Below are 16,538 nucleotides of genomic sequence, written 5' to 3'. Positions count from 1 at the left end.
CTCTAAGATGAAGTGTAAAATGCCGGTTGCAAGACAATTCGACAAATAGGCCATCCAGATGGGAACAGGGCACGTCCGCACGCGGCTTAATTGGGATTGAGTGCGAACGACAGCAAATGGGGATGAAGCTGCCGGTCGGTACGTTATCAAAAAGGTCCTTACAGGACTTGGACCTCGAAGGCAGGCTGTCAAGGACGTTCAATAAGCTGGGACAAATTCTGACTGTAATGTAAGCTACGGCGCTAGAAGTGTTACAATTGCGCCGTTTTCGAAGGCTGATGCCAGTCATGCCGGCGAGTGGCTGGCGCACATTTCCCTTTAATCCCAACAGCCTGCACCCCAACCCACGGCGGTGCTTTTAGCTTGCCATCTTAATTGGGCCAGTCTTTTTCCGAGCATTCGCCATCGTCGTTTCCTTTCCATCATAGTAAAACGATCACTATCGTTCGCTGCTCTGCGAAGTACTGCGAAGCATTGAAGGTCTGATACGCCGTGCAATCTTCCGTGCTCGTCGGCGGGTTTTGCTGGCTGCATTGAAGCAGCGTTCGAACCGCCGCGGCACATGTCGCTATCGGATTTACGGGCATCATCACAGGCATTCGAGCGTAGTCAGCATAGTGCTGCCACAGGCAAGATATCGTGGTTCCCGTTGTCCTTGACTGTACCATTCCTTCGCCACTCGCGCGGACCTCCTAAGCTAGGGAGTTGCCATCACGGGCAACAAAAACGCAGGTTAAACTCATGACCGGGCATAGCTCAGCCGTTTCTCCTTGGCCGACCAAGACGCCGCCACATCGGCTTCAGATGCCTCGGGATCGCCGATATAGCAGGTGCCGTCGGTCCACATGGCATGCATCACAGTGGCCAGCTTGCGGGCCACAGCAATGCGCGCCTTGGCGTGACATTTTGTCTTGGCCAGGTGCAGCCCCCATGTCTTGATCGTGTCGCGTCCCTTGAAGCGGGTCAGCATCGCGGATGCCGCTTCATAGAGTGCCCGGCGCACTTCGGGATCACCAGCTTTGCTGATCCGGCCCTGCACATCGATTGAAGAGCCTGACTGCCATCGCTTCGAGGTCAGACCGAAGTAGGCTGCGACATCGCGCGAGCGGCGGAAGCGCTTGGGATCGTCGATGGCAGATTTGAAGCTCAGCGCGGTCACCGGGCCGACCCCAGGGATGGCCATCAACCGGCGGCAAAGCTCATCGCGCATCGCGATCTGGACGACCATCTTGTTGAGCGTGAGATACTCCAGCCACAGCGCCGCGCGTGCGTGCAGCATGCATTCCATCACGCCGGCAGTTACCGGATCTGCGGCCACCGCCTTGCGGACAGCTTGCTCGAAGCCTGCGTGGCCAACACTGCCGAGCCGGATACCGAACACCTTCAAAGAGTGGCGGATCGTGTTTTCCAGATCGAGGAACTTGCGCTTCAAACTGCGGCGCTGCACCAGCAACAAACGCATCCGATAGCAGTCCTCGGTCTTGATATACGCCTGTCGGAACCAGCCAGTCCGCATGATATGCGCGATGCCGAGTGCGTCGTTGGCATCGGTCTTGTTGCGCTGGGCAGACATCGCTGCGCGAACATGACGGGTTTCCAGACAGACGATGGGGACGCCGAGCGCCGCCAGCTCCTCGATTACGATACTGAATAATGAATGAGCGTGTACCGCTGGGTTTTGATGCGAACGCCAAATCCCTTGAGTTCGCTATCCGACAAAAAGCTGTCGCGGCGGTCGGGTTTTGCAGAGTCGATAATGCGCTTGGTCAATCGGGTCATGTAAAATTGCTTGGGGGTTTGAGTAAATTCCTCTCTGGTTTTGTGACTGGGCTGGCGGCGCACGCGCGCCAAATCTGCTTCCCCACGCAGGTGCAGCATAGCCGGGGAAGCATTTGGCGGAAAACCGTGGCAAATCGTAGCGCAGTCGATTCGGATTTACGGTCAATATAAGCTATTGAATAATAGTGGTATTTCGCAGTTTTAGAAAGGTCTAGAAACTGTAGCGAAAACGTCCCGAACCCGTTGCCAAGGTTGGGGTGGAGAGTTCGAATCTCTTCGCCCGCTCCATTTTTCCGAGAAATTCGGTGAATTGTGGATCGGCTGCAGCGGAAAATGATATTGCGCGGCTTCGCCGGAATGGGTGACTTAATAAGCACGGAATATGCTGCGCGGGTGTTTTCGGACGGGTCTGCATCAACAAGACTGCGATGATGATGCGCGTTTGATCAGTCAAAAGGAGCGCTCTCGCTGGCAAAGATATTACCGCGCACTATCGTCCGATAGCGTTCGCGCACAAAGCTATCGGACGCGTGTCGGAGAATATAACGGGGATTGATCGCGACCGGATGGTGGGGTTGTTCAGCCGTGGGACATTTGTAGCTATTGTCGCGAAGCGACAGTAAAAAACAATTCGGATGACGTCGCTATCGTCAGCAATTGCTATTGATAGCGAACAGACAAATCAGGTCTCTCCAACGCCGCAGAACTTCCTGTCAAAATAAACCAGACCCTCAGAAGCAGGTCCAATCTGCGCTCCGACCACATGTCCGACAAACAGGCTGTGCGTACCGATGTTGACGATCTGGTCCAGCATGCAATCGAGGCTGGTCAACGCACCCTTGAGGATAGGAGCGCCCGTCTGCAAGGTGCTCCAGAGTTCCGGTTCACAGAACGGATCGGCCTCCGATGAACCGGAAAATGCGCCGACCAGGATTTCCTGTTCCTTGCTGAGCACGTTGACCGAGAAAACGCCGTTCCGTTTGATCATCATATTGCTGCGCGCCGATTTGTTGACGCATACCAGCAGATTGGGCGGCTCATCGGTGATACTGGTTACCGCAGTCGCAGCCATGCCGCGTCGTCCTGCTTGGCCGTCTGTCGTCACCAGTGTGACTGCACTGGCGAGGCGGGCCATTGCAGAACGGAAGATATTTACGTCGATCTGATCCATGCGATTCCGTCCGAAGCTCGACCCCGAAACCTTCTGGTCCCGGGGTCGATGGCAACGGTTTTCTCAGTTGCTGCCAAACGGAACGCGCAAGGTTGCGCCGTAGGTCGCTGGCGGGGCGTAGATCGAGGTAACGCCCAGAATTCCCAGATTGAGCGCATAGGCACGATAGGCCTTGTTGAATATATTGCGTCCCCAGGCCGTCAGCGAGATTCCCGTCTGCTCGTGACGATATGTCAAAGACGCGTTCGTGACATTATAGGCATCCTGCTTTGAACCCAGGCCGTTGGTGACTTCCAGGAACTGGTCATCGTACCAGACTCCATCGACCTGCGCGGCCAGGTTGCCGGCCCCTACGTCCATATTGTAGCGCAGGAGATAGTTAAAGCTGAACCGCGGAGTATTGGGCAATTCAGCACCTTGGATCGTCTTTTGCGGGAAGTCGCAGCGGAACAAGCCGCCAAGATTGGTGCAATATTGAGAGTCGGGTGCGCCCGGGAAAAATTCAGGTCCGAACTGGATGTCTGTGGCCGGTATACTGTCAACCGAAGACGTTTCCCAAGTGGCACCCAAGACGGCGTCAAAATTTCTCGATGGTGACCAGAATGCTTCGAGTTCAGCGCCGGTTGCGTGGGCATCACTGTTGAAGACGTGAGGCACGCCGCCAGCGAGCGAGAAGGCCTGATAATCGTCATAGATATAGTGGAATACCGTGCCGTTGAGGCGCAGGCTGCCGCCCGCCAGCGAGGTCTTGAAGCCTGCTTCGAAGGCGTTGAGGGTCTCTGGACGATGCCGGAAGTCGGCCGCTGCGATGTTGGACGAAAGCGACCAGTTGCCGCCCTTGATACCGCGGTTCCACGACGCGAACAGCAAGGTATCTGACGTCGCCTGGAAATTGAGCGATACACGGGCCGCCCAGTCACTGTACTTTTCGCGGTTTACGCCGGGTACCACCGCCGCTAGGTCCTGGTCGGTGAACAGGACGACCGGATCGGGATTAGGAGCAAAGGTGGGGTCGCTGAGGACGTTGACATAGTCGATCGATTTGTTGTCCTTCGAAAAGCGTCCGCCCAGTGTTAGCGAAAGCCGATCGGTGAGCGTGAAATCGCCCTGGGCAAATATGGACCAGTTTTTGGACTTGATCTTGTACAACTGGTTGACCGTGGGGATAGAAAATCCGCCGTTTCCGGCAACCGCCAAATCGTAAATGGGGGCGCCGGTCACGCCGTGGACACCGTCATAATCCATATCGAGGAAATAGGCTCCGACCTGCCATTTCAGCCAGTCGGTGTCACCAGCAAGGCGTAGCTCCTGAGAAAACTGGTTGAATTTGATCGAAGTGTCGACATCGACGACCTGAAAGGGCAACGCATCACCGTCCTCGGAATAGGACTTGTTCATTGTCAGGTAGTTGGTGATCGCAGTCAATTGGACGGCGCCCAAATCCCAGTCCAGTTGTCCCTGATAGCTGTTCATTACCCGATCCAGCTTGCCAGGACGTTCGCCGAAATGTTCCCAAGGCGACGCAGGATCGGAGGTGACGCCGTTAAACACGCCGTTCTGGTCATCGCTCAATCCGGCGGCATTTGTATCGCAGTAACCATTGTCGAGGTAGACACAGTTTTCGAACACATAGCCCCCGGTCGCGACATCATTGTCTTCGGAATGCTTGTACCACAGGCTCAATGTTGCGTCCGGGGACAAATCTGCCTGAAGGTTAATGCGAGCGGCCCAGCCATCTTTGCCGCCCAGATCTTGCCCACTACCTGGCGCAATCAGAGAGCCGTCAGGCGCAAGCGTGTCGCGCGACTTGATATAACCATCGGCTTTTTCGATGCGCGCGGCGGCACGAAAGCGCAGGCCGGGTGCCAACTGGCCGCCAGCAGCGCCTTCGAGCGACCAGTCGTTGAACCGGCCGTACTGACCTTCTGCATAGCCGTTAAATTCGTCGCTGCTTGCGTCTTCGCTGAGATAGTGGATCAGCCCGCCAGTGGCGTTGCGCCCAAATAGCGTACCTTGAGGGCCGCGGAGCACCTCGACCCGCTTGATGTCGAAGAGTTGTCCGGAAACAGCGTTCATCGAAGCGATGTACGCGTTGTCCTGGTAAACCGCGACCGGTGCTTCGAGATTGTCGGTGAAGTTGCTCTGCGAGATGCCGCGGAGGCTGAAAATTGTGAGGTTGGGGGACCATGCATTGACCCTCAGAGACGGAATTTGCTGGGTCACCTGGGTTGTGTCGGTGATGCCCAGACGCGTGATCTGTTCCCCGGAAAAGGCGCTGACTGAAATAGGAACCTTCTGCAGGCTTTGGTCTCTCTTGTTGGCGGTTACAATAATTACGTCCGAAACGCCGCCATCGGCATTGTTGTCTGCTGTTTGTTGTGCCGACGCCATCGCTGGAATGGTCAGCGCCGAGCACGCCAGCATGAGCGATACGCAGCGCGCCGCGCGAAGTTTTGTAGGCATTTTATGGTCTCCCCGATTTGTAGTCATGTACAGTCTCCCCCGATAGTGATCGTCTGACCCAATATTGGGTCAGAGGCAACGGCCATACGGCCGCAATGCAGATGCTATATAATGTACAGTGATAAGGTTTATTGCATTATTGTCTTATAAAAGAAACAATAAACTAAGCTCCGGTTTGATTTTTGATATAATATGACGGAGACTGAATATAGTTTCATAACATACTGTATAAAAAGGTTTATCTAGGAATTCTATGCCTTTCCTGTCGTTGCATATCAGCAACAATGCATGAATATACATATATATTGTCAATTATTCCGTCAATTCGCTATGGTTGAGTTTAAGGGCATTGCGGCGATTCGCATTGCCAAAGGGAGGATGGATATGTCTCAGTCAGTCGAAGCAGATAATGTTGCTTTACCGAAGGGTGATACCGCATGCGGAGTGGATGCCGCCGAACTTGTTGCGCGAGCACGCTCACTTGTTTCAACCTTGCGTGAACGGGAAGCAAAAGCCATCCTTGATCGGCAAGTGCCGCAAGAAACCATTGCGGCGTTTCAGGACGCTGGCTTCTTCAAGATTTTGCAGTCAAAACGCTATGGCGGCTATGAAATGTCGCCGTCCGTCTATTGCGAGGTTGCGAAGACTCTGGCCGAGGGATGCATGGGCAGCGCCTGGGTCTATGGCGTTATCGCTGTTCATAACTGGCAATTGGCGCTGTTTGATCCGCAAGCTGCAGAAGATGTATGGGGAAAAGATAATAGCGTCCTGATCAGTTCATCCTATATGCCGACCGGCAAGGCCACCAAGATCGATGGCGGCTATAGATTCAGCGGCCGATGGGCATTCTCAAGCGGTTCGGCGCACTGCTCATGGGTAATTCTGGGCGCGAATATGGTTGCAGAAGACGGCGACGGTAGGCCCGAACCCTATAATTTCCTGCTGCCCCGCAGTGACTATGATATTGTCGATACGTGGAATGTAATGGGTCTTTGCCCTACCGGCAGCAATGATATCGTCGTTGAGGATGTGTTCGTACCTGATCACCGTGTGCTCCGCGAGCGCGACATGTTCAATCTGGATTGCCCGGGACATGCACTGAATACCGCCCCGCTTTATTCCATTCCGTTTGCGCAGTTGTTCAACCGGACGGTTTCGACCACATCTATCGGCGCGCTTCGTCGAGCTCTCGAGGTGTTCGTTGAATCCACTCTGCAGAAACGGACGACCTATACCGGATTGCGCCTGGCAGGCGACACGACGATCCAGAAAGCTGTGGCCGACGTCATGCTGATTCTTAATGACCTTGAACTGAGACTCGCGGCGGATCTCGGCGAATTGGAAACTCGAGCCGCCAGTGGTGACTGGCCCGTCGAGCGCCGGGCGCAACTTGGCCATCACACAACGGCGATGGTCTCGCGCTGCGTGGAAGCCGTCGACAAGCTGATGTTGTTCTCAGGAGGAAAGGCAATCTATTCCGGAAATGTGATCCAGCGTGCTTTTCTCGATATCCACTGTGCCCGCGCTCATGTTGCCAACAATCCTTATCCTTATGCCCGTAATCTGGGCGCGATGGCTTTTGGATTCGAAAATGACTGTATGGATTTGTGAGGAAGATCTAGCTTGGCTAGATAACCCATCAACTTGATGCTAAATAGCGTCTGAAATCCGCTTGTCGGCAAGAGTACTATCGCTTGGTCTGGCTAAGCCGCTCAGGATTTGCAGATTTGCTCAGATTGCTGAGGCCAGTCCAAGCGTTGCGCCCTGACCGCCGTCATTGCCTTCCACCATTTCACTGCGGACGAAGTCCACAAATGCCCTGACTTTGGACAGGGCAAAATTGCCGCGCGGGAATATGATATGAAGCGGGATGCTCTGCGTGACGGTATCGGTGAGTAGGGTCTCCAGCCTGCCTGCCTCAATATCGTCTTCGACCAGAAAGCGAGGCAGAAAACTGACGCCCAGGCCTTGCAGAGTCGCCTCTCGTGCCATGCGGACAGAATTGCTCGTCAGGGGACCGCGATTGACCGCTACGGAAATGTCATCGGACAATCGCCATTCGCCAACCGGCGAAAGGTGGGTTTCGACAATACAGGTGTGATCTTTGAGATCATTCGGAGAGGTTGGTCTGCCAGAGCGCTCGAGATAATCCGGTGCGGCTACCAAAGCCATCGGATAGACTCGCAGCCGGACGGATTCGAGGCTGGAATCAAATGGCGCACCCACCCAGAAGGCTACGTCGAAACGGCCCTTTAGCATATCCACTTTGCTGTCCGATAGATTGAGCAGCAGGCGAACTTCCGGATAGGTTTGCAGGAAGCGGGGAATGATTGAGGTCAAATCGAAGAGCGAGGCGACGACGGGTGCATTGACCTTCAGGTCGCCGCGCGGCTTAGTAACCATCCCGGTGATTATCTGGTTTGCCTCGTTGACCTCGTCCACGATCCTTGCACAGCGCGCATACATCTCGCGTCCGGCGGGGGTCAGTGCAACCGAGCGTGTCGTTCTGTCGAGCAGCCGCACTCCGGTATTTTGTTCAAGCTTTGCGATCTGGCGGCTGACAGCTGCCTTCGAATAGCCAAGCAGTTTCGCAGCGCTGGAGAATCCACCGGTGCTCACCACCGCGGCAAACGAAATCATCGCCATGACGTTGCCTAAGTCTGGTTTGTCTTCCATGCTGCGTTCCTGTTGCACGCGACCGTCTGTGTCAATGGTCTGTTGAGTGAGAAAGGCGAACGGCAGAGGCGCGCCAGGTGCCATGTCAATTGTTACGGTAACGCAAAAATACATCTATTTTAAGATATACTGTTGCGTTTGGATGAGCTTTGCGCGAAGTATCGTCTTCGCAAGATTTTTACACCGCGACTCCGGGTTGCGGTCCGTTTTAAGGAGATTTCATTATGACAAGTCAGCGGTCTCAGGCCCACTTGCGCGATGAGCGCAGCCAGTTTCATCCCTTCACCTCGATCAACGACCTCAAGGCCGATGGTCCGATGATGATAGAATCGGGATCCGGAGTGCGGGTGCGCGATATTCAGGGCAAGGAATATATGGACGGCATGGCTGGGCTATGGTGCGTCAACCTGGGCTACGGACGCGAGGAAATCTCCGAGGCAATCACCAAGCAAAGCGAAAAACTGTCCTTTTTCCACACGTTCAACGGATTGGGTACCGATGTTGTTGGTGAGTGCGCCGAGGCGCTGTTGGCTCGGGCTCCGGTTCCCATGGCACGTGTCTTTTTCGGGACATCGGGCAGCGATGCCAACGAAACGCAGCTCAAGATCATCTGGGTTTATAATAATTTGCGCGGAAAACCGGAAAAGAAAAAGATCATCTCTCGCTGGAACGCCTATCATGGATCGGGCGTCGCGACAGCCAGCCTGACCGGTCTGCCGGGCATGCACAATCTGTTTGACCTGCCCAAGGGACCGATCCTGCACGTGAGTGCGCCGCATTATTATCGTAACGCACCGGATGGCATGTCTGAGCGCGACTTCTCTCGCCACCTCGCCAAGGAGTTGCAGGATACGATCGACCGTGAGGGAGCGGATACAATCGCCGCCTTTTTCGCCGAAGCCGTGATGGGCGCTGGTGGCCTTATTCCGCCGCCCGAAGGTTATTTCGAAGAAATCATGCCGATCCTCAAAAAGAATGACATTCTGTTCGTCGCTGACGAGGTTGTTTCAGGCTATGGTCGACTTGGTACCTATTGGGGTAGCCAGACTTATGGCTACGAACCTGATCTGATCACCTCGGCCAAGGGTGTGACATCCGGCTATTTTCCTATGTCCGCAGTCTTTATTTCCCCGAAAGTCTGGGACGTGCTTGATGCAGGGGCCGACCAGATTGGCGTGTTCGGCCATGGATATACCTATTCGGGCCATCCGGTTGGTGCAGCGGCTGCGCTCGCGGCGCTGAAGCTGATCGACGAACTGAAAGTCGTAGAAAATGTTGCCGATGTCGGGCCTTATATGATGCAGCAATTGCGCGATCGCCTGGGTCAGCACGCCCATGTTGGCGATATTCGCGGCAAAGGTCTGATGCTCGGCATTGAGCTGGTGAAAGATCGCGAAACCAAGGAAAGTCTCCCCGCTGGAAACCGGACCGGTCGTCAGGTCCTGAAAGCCGCAGCGGAACGTGGTCTGATCACACGCGCTCTGGGGGACACGCTGGTCTTTGCGCCACCTTTGGTAATTACCCGCGCTGACGCAGACGAGATTGTCGACAAATTCGCCCTCGCAGTGAATGATGTCCTTGAATCCTGATCGCACTCGGGCCGCGCGAACCGTTCGGGCGGCCCATTAGGAGCATGGCTTTGGGAGGGGTGCGACATGGAACTTAATACTGCCATTGCCGGTATGGCTGCTGCAGAAGAAGGGGCTGAACGCCTCGACCGGGGCGGCCTTATCAGTGCCATTTTGGTTGGCCTTATAGGTGCGATTGTAATTTTCATAACCCCGGGATTTCTGGCGGTGGTCGCTCAGAAGACCGGTTTCGACAACGACCAGCTCGGCTATCTAGCTGCCTGGGATATCAACGCGATGGGTGTGACCATCGGCCTCAGCACCTTTGCTCTGGCCAGGGTGCGCTGGCGCTTGGCCGTGGGCTTTGGTCTGGCGCTAATCGTTTTGGGCAATCTGTTGACGGCCGCTGTGATGAGCTTTCCGGCCATGGCCGCTGCGCGCGTGGTGTCCGGCGCGGGGGAGGGGATAGCGATCGGCTTTGCCTTTGCGGCGCTGGGCCGGGCGAAAAACCCCGACCGCGCTTTTGCGACCTATCTGGTTGCGGGAGCCCTGCTCAGTTCGGGCTTCCTCTATATGCTGCCATCGATCATGAATGCGGTTAGGCCGAGTACGTTTTTCATCGTTGTTGCAGGGCTCGCCGGGCTCGTGATGCTTTCGCTGCGGGCGTTTCCCGATGGCAGCAAGGACGAGCCCGATATTTTCGCCGGCGGCGGCAAGCTTGATTTGCGCGCTGCATCCGGTGCGCTGCTCGGCGTTTTCCTGCTGTTTTTCGCGATGGGCGCGGTGTGGAGCTATTCCGAACGGATTGGCCAATTGAGTGAGCTGTCCGACGGAGCCATAGCGAACGGCTTGTCGCTCGGCACCATGGCCGGTGTTGTTGGCGCGGGACTGGCGGGTGTTTTGCCGCGTCGTTGGGGACGAAGCTGGCCGCTGGTATTCAGCGGTGCGATCGGTACCGTCAGCTTTCTGATGTTTCGCGACCATGTGACGCCCAGCGCCTTTGTCGTCGCGTGCACGATGATGATGTTCAGCTGGAATTTTGCCCAGCCGCTTCTGTCGGGGATCTGTTCGGAAGCCTGCCAGCGCGGACGCGTCGTCTGCGCTATGGGATCTATCCAGACCTTCGGTACGGGGTTGGGGCCGGCTGCGGCGGCCGCGACATTGGTCACCGGATCGTTCACCGTTATGATCTACGCCGCGAGTCTTATATTGGCGCTGAGCATCGTCTTGACAATCGCGACCATGCGATGGGGGCAACGGCCTGCCTAATATGCGCTCAGGGTAACAGGATGCCTATAAAAAAGGGGTGCCCGCAGCGATCGGCGGGCACCCCTTTCTTTGATCAATCAGAGGAAGACAGCGCGTGACAAGCCGGCATCGACGGCGATCGATTCACCAGTAATCCCGCTTCCCAGCTGCGAGCAAAGGAACACGATGGGATCGGCGACTTCTTCCACTTCCAGCATCCTTTTCAACGCAGCGGGGTCCGCTGCTTCGCGTGCAACGATGGCATCCACTGTGGTGCCTTCTTCTTCCGCCATTTCTGCGAACCATTCCTCAATATGCTCGGTCCGGGTGACGCCCGGGTGAATGATGTTCACGGTTATGCCGTCACTGCCCACTTCATCGGACAGCGTTTTGGTAAAATGTACCAGCGCCGTGTTGCGCATGCCGGAAAGTGCTTCCGTGCAGCGTGCGGTGAGGCCGCCAACATTGACGATCCGGCCCCAGCCAGCTTTGCGCATATGCGGGACGCAAGCTTTTGCGGTGCGGAAATAGCCAAACAATTTGGTGTTCAGGTCAAGCATGAGAGCGTCTTCATCCGCTTCCTCAATCGCGTTGCGCACCAAGCCGCCGGGAGCGGCTGCGCAATTGACCAGGATGTGCACTGCGCCGAATTTCTCCACGGCGGCATCGACCAGAGCCTGAACCGAGTCTTTAGATGTGGTATCGGTCGGCACGGCGATGATTTCGCCGCCGGTTGACTGGCGCAGTTCTTCTGCGGCAGCTTCCAATTTCGATACGGTGCGCGCGGCGATGACGACTTTCACGCCTTCCATGGCAAGCTTGCGGGCCGTTTCTTTCCCGATGCCCACGCCGCCGCCGGTGATGACAGCAACTTTGCCCCTGAGGCCCAATTCTAACGACATTGTAATATCTCCTTCTAATTTTCTGCGCCAAGCCTGACGAGCGCAGCTTGTTCCCCGTCAACATCTATGCTGATGGTATCCCCGGCGAACATCTCCGTAGCACCGGTGCACGTGCCTGAGGCGATCAGTTGCTCGCGTTTAAGAGTTTCCTTTTCATTCTCCCGCAGCCAGTTGGCCAACCAGACAGCTGCATCGAGCGGATTTCCCTGAACGCGCGCTGTCGATCCTTCCGTCGGTGCTTCGTCGTTGCGGGTCAGGCTGACGGGCATGTCTCCAAAGCGGTCCTCCCACTGCAGGGAAAGCTTGCGCCCCAGCACCAATCCGTGGCCCATGGAATTGTCGGCGACCAGCAATGGCAGGGCAAGCTCCGTCGTTTCAAAACGGCTCCGGACGATCTCGATACCGGCATAGATCCCTTTCAGGGCAGCACATAGATCGGAGCGGGAGTACGGCTCTGCTTTCATTGGCAGATCTTCACCCATTTCAAAGATCAATTCAGCCTCGGCAAACATTTGCGGACCCAGAAATTGTATTTCGCTGCGGTTGTTAAATATGCCGCTGGCGGCGAGCCTTCCAACGATGGGTTCCTTCGCACCAAAGGCCTGCCGGACTTCCGCACCGGTGAGACCAAGCTTCCACACTGTAACCGGCACATTACTGCTGGTGTAGACATTGCGCTGGACGGCGTAGGCCTCTTCGATCGTTGGAACATGCCGTGGCAGCTTGGCGGCCGAATACGGTGACTGGGCTGCGTCCCGCAACACCTGTTCAAGAGCCATATTATTGTCCTGCACCTTCAGTCCCCCGTCTGCTTGATCGCAATTGATACTCGTTCGTATTGTCGCGCATATGAAACAAAGAAAGAGAAAAATCTAGTATTGTTTACATTTTGAGATTGCGCTATCCAGATATTCGAATCGACGAAGCGTTAACCTGCTTTGTCTGAAATTGGTTGCTCAAAAACCCTAAGGTAAAACTATGTCAGAACAGTCCGCAACGTTCACTCAAGCTGAATCTCTTTGCTCTGCGCTCGCAAAAGGGCCGCAAGGTCTGATCATTGACGGGACGTCGGTGCAGGCGCAGTCGGGCAAGACCTTCGCCACGCTCAACCCTGCGACCGGCAAGGAAATATGCCAGGTTGCTGAAGGCGGGGTGGCCGATGTTGATCTGGCGGTGAAAGCTGCCCGCAAGGCGCTGGAAGATCCCAGCTGGCGCGATATGAGCGCCGTCGACCGTTCCCTCCTGCTGAACCGTCTCGCTGATTTGATCGAGCGCGATGCTGCGGAGCTGGCTGTGCTGGAATGTATCGACAACGGAAAACCGGCGACGCTGACTCAGGTTGTCGAAATTGAAGGGTCGATCAAAACCTTTCGTTATTTCGCCGGGTGGCCGACCAAATTTGGCGGAGAGACCCTGCCGGTTTCGCCCCGCAGTGGTGCGAAGATTCTCAATTATACCGTCCGCGAGCCGGTCGGCGTCTGCGGTCTGATTGTTCCCTGGAATTATCCGATGTCGATGGCGGCCTGGAAAGTTGCTCCGGCGCTGGCCGCAGGTTGCACTGTCATTCTCAAGCCAGCTGAGCAGACGCCTTTGACAGCGCTCCGCTTGGCAGAGCTGGCGCTAGAAGCAGGAATTCCCCCGGGCGTGTTCAACGTCATCACCGGCTTCGGTGAAGCTGGCGCTGCGCTGGTCGATCATCCCGGTGTCGACAAGGTTGCCTTCACTGGCTCGACGTCAGTGGGCAAGGCGATTGTTCGCGGATCGACGGTTAATCTCAAGAAGGTCAGTCTCGAGCTTGGGGGAAAGTCGCCGCAAATCGTTCTGCCTGATGCGGATCTCGATGCGGCGGCGGCGTCCATTGCAGCGGGGATATTCTTCAATCAGGGGCAGACCTGCACCGCCGGGTCGCGGCTGTATGCCCATTCGTCAATCCATGATGACCTGCTGTCGCGTGTCGCCGACCAAGCGGCCAAGCTGACAATCGGCAACGGCCTTGATCCTGCAGTCAATTTCGGCCCGCTGGTTTCGCAGGAGCAGTGGGATCAGGTCAATTCCTATGTCGAAATCGGCAAGGCTGAAGGCGCCGACGTGATGATAGGCGGCGGTCGCCCGCAAGCCCATAATGACGGCTTCTTCTTTGAGCCGACGATTATGGCAAATGCGGGTCGCGATATGCGGATTGTGCGGGAAGAAATCTTCGGTCCGGTGTTGAGCGCGCTCAGCTGGTCTGATCCGGATGATCTGGTTGCGCAGGCAAATGATTCCGATTTTGGCCTCTCCGCTGGCATCTGGACCAACGATCTGCGTCAGGCGCATCGTCTCGCCGCTGCAGTCAAGGCCGGGACCGTGTGGGTCAACTGCTTCAACCTGGTCGACAATGCCACACCGTTTGGCGGGTTCAAACAGTCCGGCTGGGGGCGTGAGCACGGGCGTCAGGCCATGGAGCTCTACAGCGAAGTCAAAAGCATCTGGATCAATCTGAGCTAAATCTCGTCGAAAAACAAAAATTAATAGAATAAAATAAGCAGGAGGCAGTATGAGCAGGACCATGATAGTTGCAACCGACGGGCAAGCGGTTATCCGCACCCATGACGAAGGCAAAAACTGGTATCGGATCAACATCGGTCAGGACCTTGAATATGATGACCGTGTTCGCTGTCTGCTGATCGATCCCGCCGATCCAACAGCACTATATGCGGGTGCCGAAAAAGGCCTGTTTTACAGTTCTGATCATGGCGTGCACTGGAGCAAGGTCGATTGCGCGCTCAACGATTTTGCTGTGTGGAAACTGGTCGCCAGCGAGAGCGATCCAAAAGTGATGTACGCCGGAACTGGCGCTCCCTCGCGCTCCATTTTATTTCGTTCGCGTGACGGCGGGCGCAGCTGGGAGCGCACCAAGCTGGAAATGCCAGAATTCTGTGCCGGCGTTAACCGCCCGCGGATGCTGGCGCTTGCTGTCGATCCTGACGACGAGAATGATGTCTGGGCCGGAGTAGAGGAAGGCGGTCTCTATCGCAGCCGTGATGGTGGTGACACCTGGAAGCGGATCGACACCGGATGGTCCGAATTTGGCGGCAATTCCGATATTCACGATGTGATGGTTCTGAAGCAGGACGACGGAAGCAAGGTACATCTCGCGCTGACCGTCATTGCGTTATATCGTTCGACCGATGACGGCGAAACCTGGACCCGCCTGTCCGCCAAGGATAGCTTCGGCCTGCGCTATTCGCGTTTGCTGATGCGTAAGCCTGGCAGCAACCGCGACGTTGCGGTGGGCATTGGCGATGGTACGCCCGGAACAACAGCGGCGATCCTGACATCAGGCGATGCCGGGCTGACCTGGACCCATGCCGATCTGGATAGCCCGTCCAACTCTTGCATGTGGGCCTTTGGCGGCAATAGCGCCGATCCCGACTTCATGCTGGCCGGAAGCAAATTCGGCTATCTCTATCGGTCAACCGATGCCGGAAAATCCTGGACGAAGGAATGGCGCGAGTTCAACGAGATCACAGATATTACATGGATTCCGGGAGTGCCGGAGGATCTGGGGCTACCACATGTCACAAAATGAATCGTCTCCGATCCAGGTAGAGAAAATTGCCCACATCGTGCTGTTCGTGAAGGACCCTGAGGCTTCGGCGCAGTGGTACAGCGACGTGCTCAAAATGAAGATCGTGGCGCGTGCTGCGGATGGTCCGTACAAAGGCGGCGTGTTTCTGAGTTTCGGAGTGAGTGATCACGATATTGCGCTGTTCCCGGCTGCAGAAGGGGCAACCACCGGCCAGGAATTCGAGCATATCGGGCTGAAGATGGCCGGCACGAACATGGATGACTTGCGCCGCAATTATTCATTTTTTGCGGAGCGTGGCATCAAAATCGCCGAAATTCTGGATCACGGGGTTTCCACCGGAATTTACTTCTATGATCCGGACGGACACATGCTCGAAGTATTCTGTCAGCGGATCCCTCAGGAAACCGGTGAATCGCAGTTCGAGCTGAATCGCAACCAGGGGCAGGCCGATCCGGTTGATCCGGCCGCCCTCTAATATCGACCGGTTGCGTGGCTCGACCGTTTCTGCCCGCAAGCGAACTCTTTAGCAAAAAAATAACGACACGGAGAATATGATGACGACCTTTGCACCGAACTTTGGTCCCTTTCACATCCGCAAATGGTTCAGTCAGGTCGAAGAGACCTGGGCCGGTGAAACGGGTGCCGCTGCGGATGGCGAGCCGATAATCAAATATATGATCGGCGTGTGCGTCAAGAACCCCTATGCTGGCGAGTTCGTAGAAGATCTTTCCGGCTGGATCGACGGTTCGCCCAAACTGGGGATCGAGATTGGTCGTCGGCTCAATGCGCTGTCGGGCGGAGCGAAGATCGAAAGCTATGGCAAGGCGATCATGGTTGGCATTGACGGTGAGTATGAGCATGGCAATGCCCTGCTGACCAACCCGGCGGCCAACCCGATCCGTGATGCGGTTGGCGGTGGTGCGTCATGGGTGCCGTCGACCGGCAAGCGCGGTGTTCCCGGAACGATTATCGACATCCCGCTGGGTCACAAGGACGCGCTCTATGTCCGTTCGCATTATGATACGATGAGCGTTTCTTTTGATGATGCACCGAACCGTGACGAAGTGATTGTCTGCTGGGCTTTCGCGACCCGTGGACGGCTAAATGCGCGGCTTGGTGGCCTCAAGGCTGAAGACGCTGAAGGCAATGGATTGACCTGA

13 protein-coding genes and 1 pseudogene are annotated in these 16,538 nt (G+C 55.9%); 7 read left to right on the top strand and 7 right to left on the bottom strand.

What is annotated here, in order from left to right:
* Window positions 1-810: 810 nt before the first annotated feature.
* The 4 genes and pseudogenes from ACN0WW_RS13495 to ACN0WW_RS13480 all read right to left on the bottom strand — a co-directional run.
* Window positions 811-1,633 (bottom strand): annotated as a pseudogene (locus ACN0WW_RS13495) (IS110 family transposase); the annotation flags it as partial.
* A 5-nt stretch (window positions 1,634-1,638) separates the two neighbouring features.
* A complete protein-coding gene (locus ACN0WW_RS13490; RefSeq protein WP_417613364.1) occupies window positions 1,639-1,878 on the bottom strand; it encodes a hypothetical protein in 240 nt (79 codons plus the stop codon).
* 583 nt (window positions 1,879-2,461) lie between these two features.
* Complete coding sequence (locus tag ACN0WW_RS13485; RefSeq protein ID WP_417613362.1) at window positions 2,462-2,950, bottom strand: flavin reductase family protein; 489 nt, start codon at window positions 2,948-2,950, stop codon at window positions 2,462-2,464.
* Window positions 2,951-3,013: 63 nt separating this feature from the next.
* Entirely contained in the window at window positions 3,014-5,413 is a 2,400-nt protein-coding gene (locus tag ACN0WW_RS13480) for a TonB-dependent receptor (protein ID WP_417613360.1), read from the bottom strand.
* Between the two features lie 384 nt (window positions 5,414-5,797).
* Between ACN0WW_RS13480 and ACN0WW_RS13475 the strand changes: the two genes are divergently transcribed.
* On the top strand, window positions 5,798-7,024 hold the full coding sequence (locus tag ACN0WW_RS13475) for an acyl-CoA dehydrogenase family protein (RefSeq protein WP_417613358.1): 1,227 nt from the start codon (window positions 5,798-5,800) through the stop codon (window positions 7,022-7,024).
* Window positions 7,025-7,144: 120 nt separating this feature from the next.
* Here ACN0WW_RS13475 and ACN0WW_RS13470 read toward each other — a convergent pair whose 3' ends face one another.
* Window positions 7,145-8,089 (bottom strand): LysR family transcriptional regulator, encoded by a 945-nt coding sequence (locus tag ACN0WW_RS13470; RefSeq protein ID WP_417613356.1) that lies wholly within the window; start codon window positions 8,087-8,089, stop codon window positions 7,145-7,147.
* Window positions 8,090-8,313: 224 nt separating this feature from the next.
* On the opposite strand from ACN0WW_RS13470, the gene ACN0WW_RS13465 reads away from it, so the two are divergent.
* Window positions 8,314-9,678 (top strand): aminotransferase, encoded by a 1,365-nt coding sequence (locus ACN0WW_RS13465; protein WP_417613354.1) that lies wholly within the window; start codon window positions 8,314-8,316, stop codon window positions 9,676-9,678.
* Between the two features lie 66 nt (window positions 9,679-9,744).
* On the top strand, window positions 9,745-10,926 hold the full coding sequence (locus ACN0WW_RS13460; protein WP_417613352.1) for an MFS transporter: 1,182 nt from the start codon (window positions 9,745-9,747) through the stop codon (window positions 10,924-10,926).
* Between the two features lie 77 nt (window positions 10,927-11,003).
* Here ACN0WW_RS13460 and ACN0WW_RS13455 read toward each other — a convergent pair whose 3' ends face one another.
* The gene (locus tag ACN0WW_RS13455) at window positions 11,004-11,807 is read right to left on the bottom strand and encodes an SDR family NAD(P)-dependent oxidoreductase (RefSeq protein ID WP_417613350.1); all 804 of its coding nucleotides are present in this window, start codon (window positions 11,805-11,807) and stop codon (window positions 11,004-11,006) included.
* Between the two features lie 14 nt (window positions 11,808-11,821).
* On the bottom strand, window positions 11,822-12,586 hold the full coding sequence (locus ACN0WW_RS13450) for a 2-keto-4-pentenoate hydratase (protein WP_417613348.1): 765 nt from the start codon (window positions 12,584-12,586) through the stop codon (window positions 11,822-11,824).
* Window positions 12,587-12,785: 199 nt separating this feature from the next.
* Here ACN0WW_RS13450 and ACN0WW_RS13445 point away from each other — a divergent pair, with 199 nt between their 5' ends.
* The 4 genes from ACN0WW_RS13445 to ACN0WW_RS13430 all read left to right on the top strand — a co-directional run bounded on the left by ACN0WW_RS13445 (window position 12,786) and on the right by ACN0WW_RS13430 (window position 16,538).
* Window positions 12,786-14,294 carry an aldehyde dehydrogenase family protein gene (locus tag ACN0WW_RS13445; protein WP_417613346.1) on the top strand — a complete coding sequence of 503 codons (1,509 nt, stop codon included), beginning with the start codon at window positions 12,786-12,788 and terminating at the stop codon, window positions 14,292-14,294.
* 49 nt (window positions 14,295-14,343) lie between these two features.
* A complete protein-coding gene (locus tag ACN0WW_RS13440; RefSeq protein ID WP_417613344.1) occupies window positions 14,344-15,378 on the top strand; it encodes a WD40/YVTN/BNR-like repeat-containing protein in 1,035 nt (344 codons plus the stop codon).
* The gene (locus ACN0WW_RS13435) at window positions 15,365-15,853 is read left to right on the top strand and encodes a VOC family protein (protein ID WP_417613342.1); all 489 of its coding nucleotides are present in this window, start codon (window positions 15,365-15,367) and stop codon (window positions 15,851-15,853) included. The genes ACN0WW_RS13440 and ACN0WW_RS13435 overlap by 14 nt, the downstream gene beginning before the upstream one ends.
* Window positions 15,854-15,929: 76 nt before the next feature.
* Window positions 15,930-16,538 (top strand): amino acid synthesis family protein, encoded by a 609-nt coding sequence (locus tag ACN0WW_RS13430; protein ID WP_417613340.1) that lies wholly within the window; start codon window positions 15,930-15,932, stop codon window positions 16,536-16,538.

This window comes from Parasphingorhabdus sp. (assembly GCF_048269865.1).
GTDB lineage: Bacteria > Pseudomonadota > Alphaproteobacteria > Sphingomonadales > Sphingomonadaceae > Parasphingorhabdus.
This window is presented reverse-complemented; position numbering and strand designations above follow the sequence as displayed.